Source organism: Brevibacillus sp. RS1.1, assembly GCF_013284365.1.
GTDB lineage: Bacteria > Bacillota > Bacilli > Brevibacillales > Brevibacillaceae > Brevibacillus > Brevibacillus brevis_D.
In genome coordinates this window covers 735,765-754,318 of record NZ_JABSVA010000002.1, presented here as the reverse complement: position 1 = coordinate 754,318, position 18,554 = coordinate 735,765, and the positions used below count along the sequence as shown (strand labels likewise).

The window sequence follows — 18,554 nt, the reverse complement described above, 5'->3', positions numbered from 1 at the left end:
TGTCCTCCCTTTTTCGCCGTTTTCGGCAGGTTTACAGGAGAACAGATTTTTATTATATTGAGAGCATAACTCAATGAGTGGTCAGACCACTTGGAATAACCCAGGCATTTTTACTGCCTACAAGCCATCATAGAAACTATTATCGTGAAATGGAGTGGGATCTCATGTCCAACCTGAGAGAAGAAGCACTGGAGCTTCACAGAAAACATCAAGGAAAATTGGAGGCAGTGACCAAGGTACCCGTTCGCAATGCTTACGATCTGAGTCTTGCCTATTCTCCAGGGGTTGCTGAACCTTGCAAAGATATCTTTGATGACAAGTCCAAAGTCTACGATTACACGATGAAAGGCAATCTGGTTGCAGTAGTCAGCGACGGTACTGCTGTACTGGGTCTCGGAAACATTGGACCAGAAGCAGCAATGCCGGTTATGGAAGGGAAAGCAGTTTTGTTCAAATCCTTCGCAGGCGTAGATGCATTCCCGATCTGCTTGAATACAACAGATGTAGATAAAATCGTAGAGACAGTAAAACTGCTCGAGCCTACTTTTGGTGGCGTAAACTTGGAAGACATCGCAGCTCCTGCATGCTTCGAAATCGAAGAGCGTTTGAAGCGCGAAACAAACATCCCGATTTTCCACGATGACCAACACGGTACAGCGATCGTTACAGCTGCAGGTCTGATCAATGCACTGCGCGTGGTTGACAAAAAGCTGGAAGATATCCGCGTAGTAGCGAATGGTGCAGGTGCAGCTGGTATCGCGATCATGAAGCTTTTGATCTCCATGGGCGTGAAAGAAGTGATCATGGTTGATACAAAAGGGATCGTGTACGAAGGCCGTCCATTCGGTATGAACCCAGTGAAGGAACAAATGGCAAAAATTACAAATCGCAGCATGCTGCAAGGTGACCTGGCTGATGCCATGAAGGGCGCTGACGTATTCGTCGGTGTATCCGTAGCTGGTGCTGTTACACAGGACATGGTTCGTTCGATGAACCGCGATCCAATCATTTTCGCTATGGCAAACCCAGTACCAGAAATCATGCCGCAAGAGGCAAAAGAAGCAGGTGCGGCAGTAATCGGTACAGGCCGTTCCGACTTCCCGAACCAAGTAAACAACGTACTGGCATTCCCGGGAATCTTCCGTGGCGCTCTAGATGTACGTGCAACGGAGATCAACGAAGAAATGAAGCTGGCTGCTGTATATGCAATCGCAGACCTGATCACGCCAGAGGAGCTTACTGCGGATAAAGTAATTCCTTCCGCATTCGATCCACGTGTAGCGCCAAACGTAGCTGCGGCAGTAGCAAAAGCAGCGATGGAAACGGGTGTTGCTCGCATCACAGTTGATCCGGAAGAAGTAAAACAAAAAACGATGAAATTGACAGCTATCTCTTACCAAGAAGCGTAAAATACTCTTTATCGAGGCACCGATGACACCCTCCGCGAAAAAACGTAGGTATTTTACAAACGTGGAGGGTGCTCCTCGTTGAAGGTACGAGTAAGGAGGAAAATCGTGCTCGACTCTTCTCAAGATCGAAAGGTTTACGAAGGAATTCTCCTGCAACTTCATGAAATCATTCAGGAGCAAAACTTGCGGCCCGGGGACAAGCTGCCGTCTGAGCGGGAGCTGTCCGAGCAACTGGGAGCAGGACGTTCCTCTGTACGCGAGGCTCTTCGGGCTCTGGAGCTGCTCGGACTCATTGAGACGCGTCGCGGGGAAGGCACCTTCCTCAAGCATTACCGACACAATCGGCTGATCGATATTCTTGGCTTTTTTATCCTACGGGATACGAAAACCAAGAAGGACTTGATCGAAATGCGGCGAATGCTAGAGCTGGATGCTGTCCGCCTAGCCTGTAGACGGGCGACTGACAAGCATTTTGATGAAATGGAACGCATCCTGGCCATTGCAGAGGAAAGAGTAGCAAGAGGCGAGGTACCTGCGGAGGAAGACTATCAGTTTCATCGTGTCATATGTCGCTCCAGCCGTAACTCGATTCTGCATCGCATCTGGACGCCTTTGGTTGAGTACAGCAACAGTATTCGTATTGAATCACTGTCGCGCGAAGGTAGAGCGAGTGCAGCACTCGTAGAGCATCGACAGATTATGGAAGCCATTCGCGAAGGCGATGTAAACGTGGCATTAGAGAGAATGAAAAAGCATTTGGAGAACAGTAAGCTATAGTTTTCCCCTAATTTGCGAGGGGCGCTGGCGCTGTGATATGATGATGCAGACCTGTATTGGACGATTGAGGAGGAAGCCAGCATGTGGACGGTCATCTACATCGCTCCTAGCGCTAGAATTGCAGAACGGATACAGCAACGTTTGACAGATGAAGGATTTTTGGTAAAAATTCGCGAAGGCAAGGTCTCCAAGCAATACGAGATTCTCGTGCCTGAGAGCGAACTAAACGAAGTCCGGGATGTACTCGGCACGATCCTTCACTGAAGAGAAAGGTGGGTTACCTGTGCTTAAAGATCTTTTTGGGAAAAAGCGCAAATTCGCTACAGTTCCTTCTGAGACACTAGCACGTGTCCCTGCTTCCACCGACATGAGCAAGGAAGCGGGTACGAAAGAAAAGGAAGTCCCTGAGGGATTGATGAATAAATGCCCACATTGTGGGACGATTCACTACTCGAAGGATTTGGAGAAGAACTTGCGCGTCTGCAAAGGCTGCCAGTTCCATTATTCCATGTCCGCTCCTGAGCGCCTGCAAGCGCTTCTGGATGATGGGGTTCTGAAAGAAGAATTTGATGCCAATTTGATAACAGCCAATCCACTCGGTTTTCCTGGTTATTTGGAAAAACTGGAGCAAGATATGGCCAACACCAATTTGAACGAGGCGATCATTACAGGCGAAGGTTTCCTAGGTGGGAACCGCATTGTGATTGGGGTCATGGATTCTCGTTTCCGTATGGCGAGCATGGGCTCGGTCGTCGGGGAAAAAATCACGCGTGCAATTGAGCAAGCGATCGAACGGCGTTTGCCTTTCATTCTGTTTAGTGCATCTGGTGGAGCACGCATGCAAGAGGGCGTATTGAGCCTGATGCAAATGGCGAAAACCAGCGCAGCGTTGTCTCGATTGGATCGCGAACGCTTACTGTTTGTCTCGGTCATGACGAATCCTACATATGGTGGGGTATCAGCCAGCTTTTCTTCGTTGGGAGATTACAATATTGCAGAACCAGGTGCTATGATCGGTTTTGCTGGGCGTCGAGTCATTGAGCAAACGATCCGTCAGGAGTTGCCAAAAGACTTCCAAACAGCGGAATTCTTGTTAAAAAACGGGCAGCTCGATATGGTGGTACACCGTAAGGACATGCGAAATACGCTGTCCAAACTGGTAGAGATGCACACGTCTCGGGAAGGAGTAGAAACATGGCAGGCGAGCTCTCCTTTGAAAAGCCATTAGTAGAATTACAAGATAAGATTAAGGAATTGCGCCGTTTTACTGAAGAAAAGGGAATTGATTTCTCTGAAGAAGTACAGCGTCTTGAACAAAAATCAAAAGAGCTTGCTGCGCAAATCTACGGCAATTTGACTCCATGGCAACGCGTACAGCTGGCTCGTCATCCGGAACGGCCAACGACTTTGGACTATATACAACTACTTTTTACTGATTTTATCGAGGTTCATGGAGACCGTCTGTTCGGAGACGACCATTCGATTGTGGGTGGAATTGCCAAGCTGGATGGACGTACGGTTACGGTCATCGGTCACCAAAAAGGGAAAGACACAAAAGACAACATCAAGCGTAATTTCGGGATGGCTCATCCTGAAGGCTACCGGAAGGCATTGCGCATTATGCAGCAGGCGGATAAATTCGGTCGCCCGATCATCTGCTTTATTAATACATCAGGGGCATATCCTGGAAAAGCGGCAGAAGAGCGCGGTCAGAGCGAAGCGATTGCCCGCAATCTGCGTGAAATGGCGACATTTGGCGTGCCAATTATTTGTATCGTCATCGGGGAAGGCGGAAGCGGTGGAGCCTTGGCGATCAGCGTAGGTAACCGTATCTATATGTTGGAGAATTCCTATTACTCCGTGATTGCACCAGAGAGTGCAGCAGCGATTCTCTGGAGAGATTCCAGCTTGGGTATGCGTGCAGCGGAGACGATGAAAATTACGGCACCTGATTTGTTGGAATTAGGAGTCATTGACGGAATTATTGATGAACCATTCGGAGGAGCCCATCGTGATTTGATCGCGCAGGCAGGAATGGTCAAGGCGGTCATCGCGGAACAACTAGAACAGCTGGGCCGTTTAACTCCAGATGAATTGATACAGGAACGTTACGAGAAGTTTAAACAGATCGGACAATTCGCCTCCCTGTAAGAAACAGGGGGCGTTTTTTTCTTTTTTCTCTGAGGAAAATCTGCTACAATCGAAGTCGAATGAAAGAGTTATCAGAGCTTTCAAAAAGTATGGCACATATCTTTTGAGTGTATAACAGATATGAGGATTTGAGTGATACAGCATGTTTCATACAAAGTATGGTACATACTGTTTCCGTTAAATGACATGCTAAAGACGATACGATTGGAGAGGTGGATTCCATGCGGAAACTTGCAGTTCTCACTAGCGGTGGAGATTCTCCTGGAATGAATGCCGCCGTCCGTGCGGCTGTACGTCGTGCTCATTTTCACGAGGTACAAATGTTTGGGGTTTACCACGGATACGAAGGGCTGATGAGGGGAGATATCAAGGAGATGTCTCTAGGCTCTGTTGGGGATATTATCCAACGGGGAGGAACCATTCTCTACTCCGCTCGCAGTGAGGCGTTCAAGACGGAAGCCGGACAGCAAAGAGCGGTGGAACAATTACGTGCTCATGAAATTGAGGGTCTGATTGTCATTGGGGGAGACGGATCGTTTCGCGGTGCACAGAAGCTAACCGAAAAAGGTTTCCCGACTATTGGCGTACCAGGTACGATTGATAATGATATTCCATGCACCGATTTCACGATCGGGTTTGATACGGCATTGAATACCGTAGTGGAAGCGATCGATAAAATCCGCGATACGGCCACCTCGCATGAACGCACGTACATTATTGAAGTAATGGGGCGAGATGCTGGCGATCTGGCATTGTGGGCAGGGCTTGCAGCTGGTGCTGAGTCCATTATGATCCCAGAAGCGTCGCAGGATATGGACGACATTATTGAACGTTTGCATGCTGGACAACGCCGTGGTAAAAAGCATTCCATCATCATTGTGGCGGAAGGGGTAGGAAGTGCCGCTTCTTACGCCGAAGCGATCACGAAAGAGACAGGCTGGGAGACTCGTGTGACGGTACTGGGTCATATTCAACGTGGTGGTTCCCCTACTGCGATGGACCGAATGCTGGCGAGCCGAATGGGTGCCGCAGCTGTCGATTTGTTGCTGGAAGGCAAGCAGGACCGAATGGTTGGGGTTCAAAACAACCAGATCGTTGATGTTGATTTTCAGGAAGCATTGGCGAAAAAGCATCAATTGGATTTATCCATTTATCAATTGGCGCGCACGCTATCTATATAAAACTGACAGTTTTTACGAGTGTCGAGGAGGCCTACATCCTATGTTAAGGAAAGCAAAAATTGTATGTACCATCGGACCAGCGAGTGAATCGGTTGAAACGCTGAAGAAACTAATTGAAGCAGGAATGAACGTAGCGCGTTTGAATTTCTCGCACGGTTCCCACGAGGAGCATGCGGCGCGAATCGTAAACATTCGTCAGGCATCAAAAGAAACCGGGAAACCCGTTGCAATCCTGTTGGATACAAAAGGTCCTGAAATTCGCACGGGTACGCTGGCAGTAGATGCAGTCGAGCTCGTAGAAGGAAATACGCTGATCCTCACCACGGAGGAAGTAGCGGGTACCGCAGAGCGCGTCTCCATTACGTATCCGGAATTGCCACGTGATGTGAAAATCGACGATACGATCTTGATCGACGACGGCTTGATCGGGTTGACTGTACAAGAAGTGCGTGGCACCGAAATCATCTGCTTGATCAAAAACGGTGGAACACTGAAGAGCAAAAAAGGCGTTAATGTTCCTGGTGTTAAAATCAACTTGCCAGGTATCACAGAAAAGGATGCGCAGGATATCGAATTCGGTATTGAACAAGGAGTCGATTTCATCGCGGCTTCCTTCGTCCGAAAAGCATCGGATATCTTGGAGATTCGCCAAATTCTGGAGCGCCATAACGTGCGTATCGATATTATCGCGAAAATTGAAAACCAGGAAGGCGTCGATAACGTAGACGATATTCTGGTAGTAACAGATGGAATCATGGTTGCGCGTGGTGATTTGGGCGTAGAGATTCCGGCAGAAGAAGTACCGCTTGTTCAAAAGAAGCTGATCAAAAAATGTAACGAACTCGCGAAGCCAGTCATTACGGCAACACAAATGCTTGATTCTATGCAGCGCAACCCACGTCCAACACGTGCGGAAGCAAGTGACGTTGCGAACGCCATTTTCGATGGGACAGACGCAATCATGCTCTCCGGAGAGACGGCTGCCGGTAAATATCCGGTTGAGTCTGTCGAGACCATGGTGCGGATCGCTGTACGTGCAGAGCAAGAGCTGAATTATCGTGAAATCTTGTATGCACAAGCACAGCTTAAACAAGTGACGATTACGGATGCGATCAGCCAAGCTGTATCCAATGCAGCATTGGATCTGGACGCTGCAGCAATTATTACAGCGACCGAAAGCGGACACACTGCTCGCATGGTATCAAAGTTCCGTCCGAAAGCACCAATCGTGGCTGTAACACCGCATGAAGCGATTATTCGCCGTCTTGCACTCGTAAATGGCGTGTATCCAGTGAAGGGCGAAATGGCGAATACAACCGATGAAATGCTGGAGATGTCTGTTCAAGAGGCGCTTGATGCAGGCTTCGTTCGTCATGGCGATCTCGTTGTGATCACAGCAGGCGTGCCTGTGCGTGAAGTTGGGACAACGAACCTGATGAAAATCCACGTCATTGGCGATGTGGTAGCAAAAGGACAAGGTATCGGCCGAAAAGTTGTCACAAACAAGGTAGTGATTGCTAGATCAGCTGAAGAGGCACTGGCAAAGGTAGAAGAAGGAGCAATCCTGGTAACCATCGGTACGGACTCCGATATGATCGAAGCGTTTGGCAAGGCAGGAGCGGTAATTTGCGAAGAGGGCGGACTTACCTCTCACGCAGCTATCGTAGGCCTGAATCTCGGCGTTCCAGTCATCGTAGGAGTGCAATTTGCTACGGATGTATTGAAGGATGGACAAATCGTTACAGTGGATTCCGAGCGCGGGCATATTTACTCAGGACACGCACGGATTCTGTAGGTAAAACTACTCATCTTTAATGGAGAGTACCTCTGAAGGGTGACCAAAGGGTCACCCTTTTTGGCTTGGTGTAAAAAGGATTAGCCGACGAACTACCTGATAGGTTTTACCAGATAACGGTGATTATTAGGTGATGCAAAGCGAGTGGGAATCTGTTAAAATCGGTCGGTGGCTTTGTGTCAGAACGGATGAAATCCATACGTTCGGGGTTTCCAAATCATGCCAGAATGGATGTTGTAGCGCTCGTTGCTAGGAAAAGGCTGAACATAGAACTGCCCTTTAGTACGTCCAATGTTCGGGATTTTGTGTCAAGTGTTTTTTTTAGGGTAAACACAACATCTAGTATTGTCGAAAATTATTTCGCACAATATATAGGTAAAACTATTGAGTTTTACAGATAAAGATAGTTAAACTAGAGAGGAAAGATTTGAAGGAGGAACGATATGCTGGCGACCGAAACCGTATCCCGAACTCAATTTTTGCGGGATGAATTCTTAGATCAATACCCTGATTTTCCGAACCATATGAGTCCTCTGGGACAATTTGTTTACTACCGTACTTATTCTCGCTTTGTGCCGGAAAAAGGAAGACGGGAAACGTGGAAAGAAACTTGCCGCCGCTCGGTGGATTACAATATTAAGCTGGCTTATCAGCATTTGAACAAAATCGGAATGAACGCCGATTCCCGCGCAATGGAAAAAGAGGCAGAAGGCTTGTTTGACAACATGTTCAACCTTCGTCAGTTTTTGTCTGGCCGTACCTTGTGGGTTGGTGGAGCAGACAATGGTGTAGCGGATTTGTATCCGTTGGCAAACTTCAACTGCTCCTTCCTGAACATCAAGTCTTGGGATGACTTGGGCGATTTGTTCTACCTTCTCCTGGTAGGAACTGGCGTAGGCTTCAAATGTACGAAGGAAATGGCTGCTGGATTGGGTCCGATTCGCACGAATGTTTCGCTGCTTTCTTCTGAATACAGACCGCTGCCAAAGCATCAGCGCCTGGAGCGTTCTGAACTGAATGTACTGGATAACGGCTTTGCCAAAATTTATGTGGGCGATAGTAAAGAAGGCTGGGTAGAATCCCTCCGTCTCTACCTGCAAATTTTGACAGATTCCACTTACGAACACATTCACACCGTGAAAATCTCTTATAACAGCGTGCGTCCGAAAGGCGAGCGACTGAAGCGCTTTGGCGGTACGGCTAGTGGTCATGAGCCGCTTCGTGAAATGTTTGAAGGAATCGATAAAGTGTTGAAAAACCAAATCGACCAGCATTTGGCACCAATCGAGAGTGATGAAAAAGGATACGGTAAAATCCGTCCCATACATATCCTCGACATTGGAAACCTCATCGGAGCAAACGTCGTCGTAGGTGGCGTGCGCCGTACAGCGGAAATTTTCCTGTTTGATCACGATGACTACGAGTGCATGCTTGCAAAATACGGCATCAATGGCTTCTGGACGGAGGATCAGCTGAACCATCACCGTCGTGTAGGTGAGCTGTTGGGAGAGCACAAGCCTGTATGGTTTGACAGCATCCAAAATGTAGGGGACGGACGCGTTGGGCTGGATCACCGCCGCATGTCCAACAACTCCATCGCTTTTACCCAACAACCAACCAAACCATTCTTGAACCTCGTGTTCACCTTGATGCAATTGGAAGGCGAACCAGGCTTCATCAACCTGGAAGAAGCAAACCGTCGTCGTCCAAATGCAGAGGGCTTGAACCCTTGTGCAGAAATCCTGCTCGATTCTTATGGCGTCTGCAACCTGACGACAGTCAATCTGGTTGAATTCGTGAAGGATCGCGGGGATGGTTCCAAGTATCTGGATCTCGATGGCTTGCTGGAAGCACAACGAAAATCTGCTCGCGCTGGACTGCGCATGACGCTGGTAACGTTGGAGCTGCCGCATTGGGATACCGTTCAACAGCGTGACCGTTTGCTCGGGACTTCCCTTACTGGTGTGAAGGATGCGCTGGCATCCCTTGGCTATACAGAAGAGCAAGAGCTCGAACTGCTGCGTCAGCTGGGCGATGCTGCTCGTGACGAGGCGAACCGTTATGCGTATGAGCTGCGTGTGAACTCTCCACTCTTGGTAACGACTGTGAAGCCGGAAGGTACGCTGTCTCAGGTAGCTGGTGGTGTCTCCAGCGGTCTGCACTGGTCCCATTCGCCGTACTACATCCGCCGCATTCGTATCAATGCTGAGGATCCATTGGCAAAAGCGGTACAAAATCTTGGCTGGACAGTCAACCCAGAGGTAGGAACACCAGGCGAAACGTATGAAGAGCGCATGGCAAATGCACGTACACTCGTAATCGATTTCCCTGTAGCATCAGGCGCAGAAGAAACGAAGAACGAAGTAAGTGCAAAGCGCCAATTCGATACGTACTTCCGATTCCAGAAAGAATATACGGAGCATAACTCTTCGAACACCATTACGGTACGCAAGGAAGAGTGGGCAGAAGTAGAAGACATCGTTTACGATAACTGGGATAATTTTGTAGGTGTATCCTTCTTGCAATTGGATGGCGGAAACTACCAATTGGCTCCATATGAAGAGTGCACCAAAGAACAGTACGAGGCATTGAAGCAGTCCATGAAGCCGTTTGATCCTGCGATTTTGCAGCAGTATGAAACTGGCGGCGAGGCTGATCTGTCTACGGCTGAATCTTGCGAAGGCGGGGCTTGCCCGATTCGTTAAGCGATCTGAATAATAAGAGGCAGACTGAGAAAATCAGTCTGCCTCTGTTTTTTTATGTGGCTGTAGGGGAGAGAAGAATATTTCCAGTCTAGGCTCCAGGCTCCGTCCTACTGAGGGCTGGGACTGTCCGCTCCGAAGGGATTCGCGGGGAAACGCAAAAGTGGTAGCCGCTACGCCGCGTGGACACGGTTGCGTTTCTGTTGCCCGCTCATCCCTTCTCCGCTTGGTAGGACTCCACAAGTCGCTACGTCTGGAAATATTCTTCTCTGTCGTGACAGATATGATTCTTCAATCTTTTAAGGCATTTAAGTCCGGTCTAACAGGGAAAGCTCGTAGAGGAAACAGGAGAAAACAGCGAAGATCTTAGGGACACCGACCGAGACGCAATGCAAAAAGCGAAACACGCCCTTAAGCGTCCACTTCTGAGACGCATCCTGAAAGGACCACTTTGGACGCGGTTTCGCTTTTTGCATGGAGTCGTGCAGTCAATCCCCCAGTGGGTGGCCCTAGAAGCTAAGCGTTTTCTCCTGTTTCCTCCCCAGCACTAAAGCAACAACTTGAGGTTCTTATGTATGTGCTATGGTGGAGAGAAGAATATTTCCAGTCTAGGCTCCAGGCTCCGTCCTGCTGGGGGCTGGGACTGCCCACTCCGAAGGTATTCGCGGGGAAACGCAAAAGTGGTAGCCGCTACCCGCGTGGGCACGGTTGCGTTTCTGTTGCCCGCTCATCCCTTCTCCACTCGGTATGACTCCACAAGTCGCTACGTCTGGAAATATTCTTCTCTGTCGTGACTGAGGACATTTCTCCATTCTTTTAAATCTTTAAAAGCCCGTTTAAAAACGGAAAGCTCGTAGAGGAAACAGGAGAAAAAAGCGAAGATCTTAGGGACACCGCCCGAGGCGCAATGAAAAAAAGAGAAACAAGCTTTTAGCGTCCACCTCTGAGACACCCCCTGAAAGGACCACTTTGGACGCGGGTTTCGCTTTTTTTCATGGAGCCGGACAGTCAATCCCACAGCGGGTGGACCTAGAATCTGAGCGTTTTCTCCTGTTTCCTCCCCACCACTACAGCCACATAGGTGTACTATGGTACAATCATCCTATAGAGAAAGGAGCGATCCAAAATGACTCCGTTTATTCATTCCCATCGATTGCGTGTCCGCTATGGCGAAACCGATCAAATGGGTGTGGTCTACCATACGAATTATTTGAACTGGTTTGAAGTAGGAAGAACAGAACTGATTCGCCATGCGGGAATCACCTATCGTGAGCTCGAGGAAAAAGGCGTACTTCTGCCTGTCACAGATGCGAACATCTCTTACAAACAGCCCGCTCGCTATGACGACGAGGTAGAAATACGGACACGCGTAAAAGAAATAAGTCCTGTCCGTCTCACATTTACTTACGAGATTGTTAGATTGCCTGACCAACAGCTGTTGGTGTTAGGTGAGACGATGCATGTATTTACCAACACAGCTTTGAAGCCGATTCGCTTGTCGCGAGCGGTACCTGACATCTATGATTGGTTGGACTCCCAACATAAAGGAGGGGAATAGGCATGTTCCGCTTTTTTGCCATTCTATTTGTCGTTGCGTTTGGTTTAGAGCTTTGGGGGCTTATTACCATTGGATCGTGGATCGGCGGCTGGAATACAGTCGTGCTGGTCATTCTCACGGGGATCTTGGGAGCTTGGCTTGCGAAGCAGCAGGGGATGCAAGTATTCCGCATGGTCCAACACCAGTTGTCGCGTGGCCAAATGCCTACAGATTCGCTCATCGATGGTGTCTTGATCCTGATCGGTGGCATTTTGCTCTTGTTGCCTGGATTCGTCACGGATGTGATTGGACTGGTCTTCCTCATTCCGTACACACGGATGATCATTCGTCATCTATTAAAGCGCTGGCTGTGGAACCTTATCTCGTCTGGTCGTGTTCAATTGTTTTTCCGACGCTAATACAAATATTCTTTATGAAAAAGAACCGCTCCGAGCTACGTACAAGCTGCTCGCAAGCGGTTCTTTTTACATGAGGTCAGGTTTTCCTCCCACGGATGTAGCCCCATACATCTACGAAGACGTTGGCTTTTACCAAAGCGTTGATCATGACGAGTGAAACAGGTCCAATGATCAAGCCCAGGAATCCGAATAGCTGGAGACCAACAAACAGCGCGACTAGCGTGAGGAGCGGGTCGAGCCCGACGTTTTCCGCAACGACTTTTGGTTCGATAATTTGACGGAAAATCAAGACGACCCCGTACAAAATGGATAAGCCAATGACCATCGTGTAATTGCCCTTGAAAAACATGTAGATGATCCAAGGAACAAAGACGGTCCCTGTCCCAAGATAAGGCAAGAGATCGACCAAGCCCGTGATCAAGCCAATCGTAATCGCGTACTCGACACGCATGACCAACAGGCCAATGATGACGATGGCAGCGGTTAAGGAGATGAGAGTCAATTGCGCCTTGACGAATCCGAACAAGGCATTGCGCAAATCGATGAAAATTTGATCGAGACGGCTGTTTACCCCAGTTGGCAAAAGACGACGAGCCCGCGCTTCCCAAAGGGCAAAATCTTTAGAGATAAAGAAGGCTCCCATGATGGAAATAACGGAAACTGTTGCCATATTAGGGAGTGAGAGAAGCAGGTTTTTCAATCCATCCAGGAATTTGACGATCAAGTTCTGCCCGACATTCGTGATGGTCGAGATTGCACTGCCTACCGTACTGGCGAGCTTCTCTTGGTATCCTTGATCAAGCTGAGCATAAAACCACTGAATCTGATTGTACAGTCCCATTAAAAAGTCTTGAGAAATTGTAGTTTGCAAATAATGGGCCAGCTCCTGTGCAACGACTGGCAAACGCTTGGCCAGCTCTCCGATTTCCACGACCGTTTCCGTGATGATCAGTGTGGCCACTCCGCCAGCGAGCAGTATCAAAACCAAGAGCGCGATAATGACCGAAAGCCAGCGGGGAATCCGGAACTTACTGGTCATAAACGTAACGGGCTTGTTGATGATGAGCGCAATGAGTAAAGCGATTATAAATGGGTACAGTAAAGGTGTTGCGTGTTGGAATACCCAAATCCCTACATAGACAAGCAGGCAGACCCATAACAAGCGAATGATTTGAAAGAGGCGCTCTACCCAGTTTTCCTGATTCAAACGATTTCTCCTTTCCGCCGCGAAGGTGCGAACATAATACTGATGTTTCTATTATGCAGCATGCCTCATAGGTGGAGCAAGAACGCGAAAAAACAAAACTCCGTTTCACCCTTCGAAACATTTTTTCGCTAACCTTATTCACAAAATCGCAATAATCTTTTATAATTGGGTCGTCTTAGTGGATTCTTTTCTCTCGCCTCTCCCCTTACACGAGCGTCATTTTCATGTACGACCTTGTGAGGATTTGCGTGGATACATTCCCTGTCAAGAGTGGTGGATGAAAGAAACCGCTGCTTACAATTTCATAGATAGGATATTCAAAAAGTCGTCTATTTTGAACTTGATCAGGCCGTTTATCAGTCATGGCGGACAAGCGAAGACTAGATAAGCACTACTACTTGAGTGGAAAAGGAGAGGGAGTTCTATGACAACTACTCGTGGACTTGAAGGCGTTGTTGCCGCTCAATCATCTATCTGTTCGATCGTCGATGGGGTTCTTTGTTATGGCGGGATCAACATCGATGAGCTGGCAGAACATGCAACTTTTGAAGAGGTTGTATATTTGCTCTGGCATGGAGCGTTACCGAAGCGTGATCAGCTGGACGCTTTGAAAAAACAATTGGGTGAAAATGCAGCAGTGGCCAAAGAAGTGCTGGAAAGCGTTCGCCACTATCCAAAAGGTGTACACCCAATGGCGGCGTTGCGCACAGCTGTCTCTTCGTTAGCGCTCTACGACACAGAAGCGCAAGATATGTCTCCAGAAGCCAACTATCGGAAATCGATCCGTCTGATGGCACAAACTCCTACCTTGATCGCTGCTTACGAGCGTATGCGTAAAGGTTTGGAGCCAGTAGCTCCACGTGCAGATTTCACGATTGCACAAAACTTCCTCTACATGCTCACAGGCCAGGAGCCAACAGAAACAGCAGTAAAAGCGTTTGACGTTGCTCTGATCCTGCATGCTGACCATGAGTTTAACGCATCTACATTCTCTGCTCGCGTAACTGTTGCAACTCTGACTGATATTTATTCCGGTATCGTGTCTGCAATTGGTACGCTCAAAGGCCCTCTGCATGGTGGCGCTAATGAAGCAGTAGCGAAAATGCTGAACGAAATCGGCGGTATGGCTAATGTAGAATCCTACATCCGCACCAAGCTGGATAACAAGGAAAAAATCATGGGCTTCGGACACCGTGTATACAAAGATGGTGACCCACGTGCGAAATGGCTGAAAGAAATGTCCAAAGCACTGACCGCGCAAATCGGTCGCCCTGAGCTGTTTGAGATGTCTGTGAAGATCGATGAAATGATTTCCGGTGAAAAAGGATTGAAGCCAAACGTTGACTTCTACTCCGCATCTGTTTACATTTCGCTCGGCCTCGAAACGGACCTGTTCACACCGATTTTTGCTATCAGCCGTATGTCCGGTTGGACAGCACACATCATGGAACAGTATGAAAATAATCGCCTGATCCGTCCTCGCGCGGATTACACCGGTCCGGTCAACCAACACTACGTTCCAATTGACCGCCGCTAAGAACTCGCTATTTTCGAGCGTGGAGGGCAGGTGGTCAGCCAGGCTGATCGCTCCTGAGCGCAAGCTTGAGAACTACCACAAGTGAGTGGTAGTTCTCCTACGTCTGGAAATATTCATAATCACCAAATATATATAACACTGGAGGGATTTTTTGTGTTTAAAAACCTAACGCAACCAACTGTAGGCGAAAAAATTACTGTGGATAACGGTAAACTGGTAGTTCCAAACAATCCAGTCATTCCTTTCATCGAGGGTGACGGTACTGGCCCTGACATTTGGAAAGCTTCTGTTCGCGTTCTGGATGCAGCTGTAGAAAAAGCTTACAAGGGCGAGAAAAAAATCGCTTGGTTCGAAGTATTCGCAGGTGAAAAATCCTTCAACCAATACAGCGAGTGGCTGCCAGAAGATACGCTGACTGCTGTTCGTGAATACCTGATCGCAATCAAAGGTCCTTTGACTACGCCAGTAGGCGGTGGTATCCGTTCTATCAACGTAGCACTGCGTCAAGAGCTGGATCTGTATGCTTGCGTACGTCCTGTTCAATACTTCGATGGTGTTCCATCCCCAGTGAAACATCCTGAATTGACTGACATGGTAATCTTCCGTGAGAACACTGAAGACATCTACGCTGGCGTAGAGTGGGCTGAAGGTACTCCAGAAGTGAAAAAAGTAATCGACTTCCTGCAAAACGAAATGGGCGTGAAGAAAATCCGCTTCCCAGAAACTTCTGGTATCGGTATCAAGCCTGTTTCCAAAGATGGTACAGAGCGTCTGGTTCGTGCAGCGATCAACTATGCGATCGAGAACAACCGCAAATCCGTTACCCTCGTACACAAAGGTAACATCATGAAGTTCACGGAAGGTGCTTTCAAAACTTGGGGATATGCAGTAGCTGAAGCAGAATTCGGCGACAAAGTATTCACTTGGGCACAATACGATCGCATCAAAGCTGAAGGCGGCGACGCTGACAAAGCACAAAAAGAAGCAGAAGCAGCTGGCAAAATCATCGTGAAAGATGTTATCGCTGACGCGTTCCTGCAACAAATCCTGACTCGTCCAGCTGAGTACGACGTAGTAGCAACACTCAACCTGAACGGTGACTATGTATCTGATGCATTGGCTGCACAAGTAGGCGGTATCGGTATCGCTCCAGGTGCAAACATCAACTACCTGACTGGTCATGCGATCTTCGAAGCAACTCATGGTACAGCTCCGAAATACGCTGGTCTGGACAAAGTAAACCCATCCTCCGTGATCCTGTCCGGAGAAATGATGCTGCGTCACCTGGGCTGGAACGAAGCAGCTGATCTGATCATCAACTCCATGGAAAAAACCATCTCTGCGAAAACAGTAACATACGATTTCGCTCGTCTGATGGAAGGCGCAAAAGAACTGAAATGCTCCGAGTTTGCTGACGCTCTGATTCAAAACATGTAAGATAGATTTGGGTACAAATTTTTACACTTACATTTTTGGAGGGGAATAGTTCATGGCATTCAACCGTAAAAAAATCGCTGTTATCGGTAGTGGCTTCACTGGTGCAACAACTGCATTCATTTTGGGGCAAAAAGAACTGGGCGACATCGTATTGGTTGACATTCCGCAACTGGAAAACCCAACAAAAGGTAAAGCGCTCGACATGATGGAATCCGCGCCAGTATTAGGCTTTGATGCAAGCATCACAGGTACTGCGAACTATGAAGACATCAAAGATGCTGATCTCGTCATCATCACAGCTGGTATTGCCCGCAAGCCTGGCATGTCCCGCGATGACTTGGTTAACACGAATGCTGGCATTATGAAATCTGTTGCAGAGCAAGTAAAAACATATGCACCTAACTCTATCGTGCTCGTACTGTCCAACCCAGTTGACGCGATGACGTACACCTTCTTCAAAACGTCCGGCTTCCCGAAAGAGCGTGTAATTGGTCAATCCGGCGTTCTGGACACAGCTCGTTTCCGTACCTTCGTGGCTATGGAGTTGAACGTATCTGTAGAAGACGTAACAGGCTTCGTTCTGGGTGGTCACGGTGATGACATGGTTCCTTTGGTTCGCTACTCTTATGCTGGTGGTATTCCATTGGAAAAATTAATCCCGAAAGACCGTCTGGATGCGATCGTAGAGCGTACCCGCAAGGGCGGCGGCGAGATCGTAAACCTTCTGGGGAACGGTTCCGCTTACTACGCACCTGCGGCTTCCTTGGTACAAATGGCTGAAGCCATCCTCAAGGACAAAAAACGCATTCTGCCATCCATCGCTCTTCTGCAAGGAGAATACGGCTACAATGATCTCTACCTGGGAGTACCGACTCTGCTCGGCACAAACGGGATCGAGAAAGTAATCGAATTGGATCTGACTGCCGAAGAGAAAGCAGCTCTCGACAAATCTGCTGACTCCGTTCGCAGCGTAATGGCTGTTTTGAAATAAGATTAATACATGTAAGACGCCTTTCTTTGGGAAGGCGTCTTTTTTATTAAAGTTGCTGTGGTGGTGGAAGAAGCGAATTTCTAGTCTACGCTTCGGCCTACGCCCCGCAAGGGGTATGACTGTCCGCCCCGGAATAAATGGCGGGAGCGCTTCAAGCGTAGAAGTTTCGAGGGAGGATTTCATAAGTGAAGCTGAAATTCCCCGCCATTTATTCCGGAGCTGAGCTGGGCTCCAGAGGCGCTTGGACTGGAAATTCGCTTCTTCCACGTAGCTTTTCAGTTTTTTTAAAAGCGCTCAATGAAAAAGGGATGTGATTTTAAACTCTAGAAAACTTCACTGAGCCCACTTGCAAAACGTTGTAAAAGCAATATATACATCTATAGCTGTCCGAAAGCACTGTCACATGTTTGGAAGGAGACCGCCCGAACGCAGAGAGGATACAGGCGACTGGAAAACATGTGGCAGGGCTTCTCCCGACCACTACAGTTTGAAGGCATTTTTAATATAGTACCTTTACCTAAAAGAGGAATACTATTGCCAAGCAACTAAGTTCTATGTACGAACAGCATGTCTTTACAAAAAAATTACTTGTTTTCCGCAATCAGCATTGGCAGACTGAGTATTGTAGAGAGAAGTATTTTTCAGGGGACGTAGGATAGAAAATCGAGCGCAAGCATTGCAACGCTAGGGGGAAATAGACAGATGATCAAAGTATTGGTAGTGGATGACGAAGCTTCTATTGTAAAGCTATTGCAATTTAATCTTGAAAAATCAGGATTTCAGGTCGTAACTGCTTTTGACGGTAAACAGGCCTTGGAAGTGGTTAAAAGCGAGCAGCCTGATTTTATCATTCTTGATTTGATGCTTCCCAAGATGGATGGAATGGATGTATGCAAAACCTTGCGCCAAGAACGCAATAATACGCCGATCTTAATGCTTACAGCGAAAGATGATGAGCTCGACAAGATTTTGGGGCTTGAGCTTGGTGCCGATGATTATTTAACAAAGCCTTTTAGCCCGAGAGAAGTAATTGCCCGCGTGAAAGCCATTCTGCGGCGGTTTCAGAACACGCCAGAAGCGACTACAGGGCCTCAAGAGGTGTTGCTCCAATTCGGAGATATTCGCATTTACCCGGAGAAGTACGAGGTGTTCTGTAAAGACGTCAAGGTCGAGCTGACGCCAAAGGAATTCGAGCTGCTCAACTATTTAGCGAGTCACCAAGGGCGTGTACTGACGCGCGATCAATTGTTGAACGCTGTTTGGAACTACGATTTCATCGGGGATTCTCGAATTGTGGACGTGCATGTCAGCCATTTGCGCGAAAAACTTGAGGATGACACGAAGAACCCGAAATACATTAAAACAGTTCGCGGATTAGGATACAAACTGGAAGGATAACGGAGGATTTACC

The 18,554-nt window shown here is 48.1% G+C and carries 15 protein-coding genes; 14 read left to right on the top strand and 1 reads right to left on the bottom strand.

Features of this window, described 5'->3' with window-relative positions; genetic code table 11:
* The first annotated feature begins 164 nt into the window (after positions 1-164).
* From ystJ to HP570_RS09030, 10 genes are all read left to right on the top strand, one after another.
* Positions 165-1,409, top strand: a complete 1,245-nt coding sequence (ystJ, locus tag HP570_RS09075; RefSeq protein WP_012685104.1) for an NADP-dependent malic enzyme — start codon at positions 165-167, stop codon at positions 1,407-1,409.
* 105 nt (positions 1,410-1,514) lie between these two features.
* Positions 1,515-2,186, top strand: a complete 672-nt coding sequence (locus HP570_RS09070) for a FadR/GntR family transcriptional regulator (protein ID WP_012685105.1) — start codon at positions 1,515-1,517, stop codon at positions 2,184-2,186.
* Positions 2,187-2,267: 81 nt separating this feature from the next.
* Entirely contained in the window at positions 2,268-2,450 is a 183-nt protein-coding gene (locus HP570_RS09065; RefSeq protein WP_012685106.1) for a hypothetical protein, read from the top strand.
* A 19-nt stretch (positions 2,451-2,469) separates the two neighbouring features.
* On the top strand, positions 2,470-3,414 hold the full coding sequence (accD, locus tag HP570_RS09060; RefSeq protein ID WP_173625514.1) for an acetyl-CoA carboxylase, carboxyltransferase subunit beta: 945 nt from the start codon (positions 2,470-2,472) through the stop codon (positions 3,412-3,414).
* Positions 3,381-4,337: an acetyl-CoA carboxylase carboxyltransferase subunit alpha gene (locus HP570_RS09055; RefSeq protein ID WP_173625513.1), complete on the top strand. Its 957-nt coding sequence runs from the start codon at positions 3,381-3,383 to the stop codon at positions 4,335-4,337. The genes accD and HP570_RS09055 overlap by 34 nt, the downstream gene beginning before the upstream one ends.
* Positions 4,338-4,558: 221 nt before the next feature.
* On the top strand, positions 4,559-5,518 hold the full coding sequence (pfkA, locus tag HP570_RS09050; RefSeq protein ID WP_012685109.1) for a 6-phosphofructokinase: 960 nt from the start codon (positions 4,559-4,561) through the stop codon (positions 5,516-5,518).
* A 40-nt stretch (positions 5,519-5,558) separates the two neighbouring features.
* Entirely contained in the window at positions 5,559-7,313 is a 1,755-nt protein-coding gene (gene pyk / locus HP570_RS09045) for a pyruvate kinase (protein ID WP_012685110.1), read from the top strand.
* Positions 7,314-7,756: 443 nt separating this feature from the next.
* Positions 7,757-10,018: a ribonucleoside-triphosphate reductase, adenosylcobalamin-dependent gene (gene nrdJ / locus HP570_RS09040; protein ID WP_173625512.1), complete on the top strand. Its 2,262-nt coding sequence runs from the start codon at positions 7,757-7,759 to the stop codon at positions 10,016-10,018.
* Positions 10,019-11,141: 1,123 nt separating this feature from the next.
* A complete protein-coding gene (locus tag HP570_RS09035) occupies positions 11,142-11,573 on the top strand; it encodes an acyl-CoA thioesterase (RefSeq protein ID WP_173625511.1) in 432 nt (143 codons plus the stop codon).
* A gap of 2 nt (positions 11,574-11,575) precedes the next feature.
* Complete coding sequence (locus HP570_RS09030) at positions 11,576-11,971, top strand: FxsA family protein (RefSeq protein WP_012685113.1); 396 nt, start codon at positions 11,576-11,578, stop codon at positions 11,969-11,971.
* Positions 11,972-12,047: 76 nt separating this feature from the next.
* On the opposite strand, the gene ytvI is transcribed toward HP570_RS09030, so the two are convergent.
* The gene (ytvI, locus tag HP570_RS09025; RefSeq protein WP_173625510.1) at positions 12,048-13,178 is read right to left on the bottom strand and encodes a sporulation integral membrane protein YtvI; all 1,131 of its coding nucleotides are present in this window, start codon (positions 13,176-13,178) and stop codon (positions 12,048-12,050) included.
* 424 nt (positions 13,179-13,602) lie between these two features.
* Here ytvI and citZ point away from each other — a divergent pair, with 424 nt between their 5' ends.
* The 4 genes from citZ (at position 13,603) to HP570_RS09005 (ending at position 18,541) form a co-directional block, all read left to right on the top strand.
* Positions 13,603-14,715, top strand: coding sequence for a citrate synthase (citZ, locus tag HP570_RS09020; RefSeq protein ID WP_012685115.1), 1,113 nt, complete (start codon positions 13,603-13,605; stop codon positions 14,713-14,715).
* A gap of 153 nt (positions 14,716-14,868) precedes the next feature.
* Positions 14,869-16,152: an NADP-dependent isocitrate dehydrogenase gene (gene icd, locus HP570_RS09015; protein WP_012685116.1), complete on the top strand. Its 1,284-nt coding sequence runs from the start codon at positions 14,869-14,871 to the stop codon at positions 16,150-16,152.
* A gap of 52 nt (positions 16,153-16,204) precedes the next feature.
* A complete protein-coding gene (gene mdh / locus HP570_RS09010; RefSeq protein WP_012685117.1) occupies positions 16,205-17,143 on the top strand; it encodes a malate dehydrogenase in 939 nt (312 codons plus the stop codon).
* Positions 17,144-17,845: 702 nt separating this feature from the next.
* Positions 17,846-18,541: a response regulator transcription factor gene (locus HP570_RS09005; RefSeq protein WP_064201329.1), complete on the top strand. Its 696-nt coding sequence runs from the start codon at positions 17,846-17,848 to the stop codon at positions 18,539-18,541.
* The last annotated feature ends 13 nt before the right edge of the window (positions 18,542-18,554 follow it).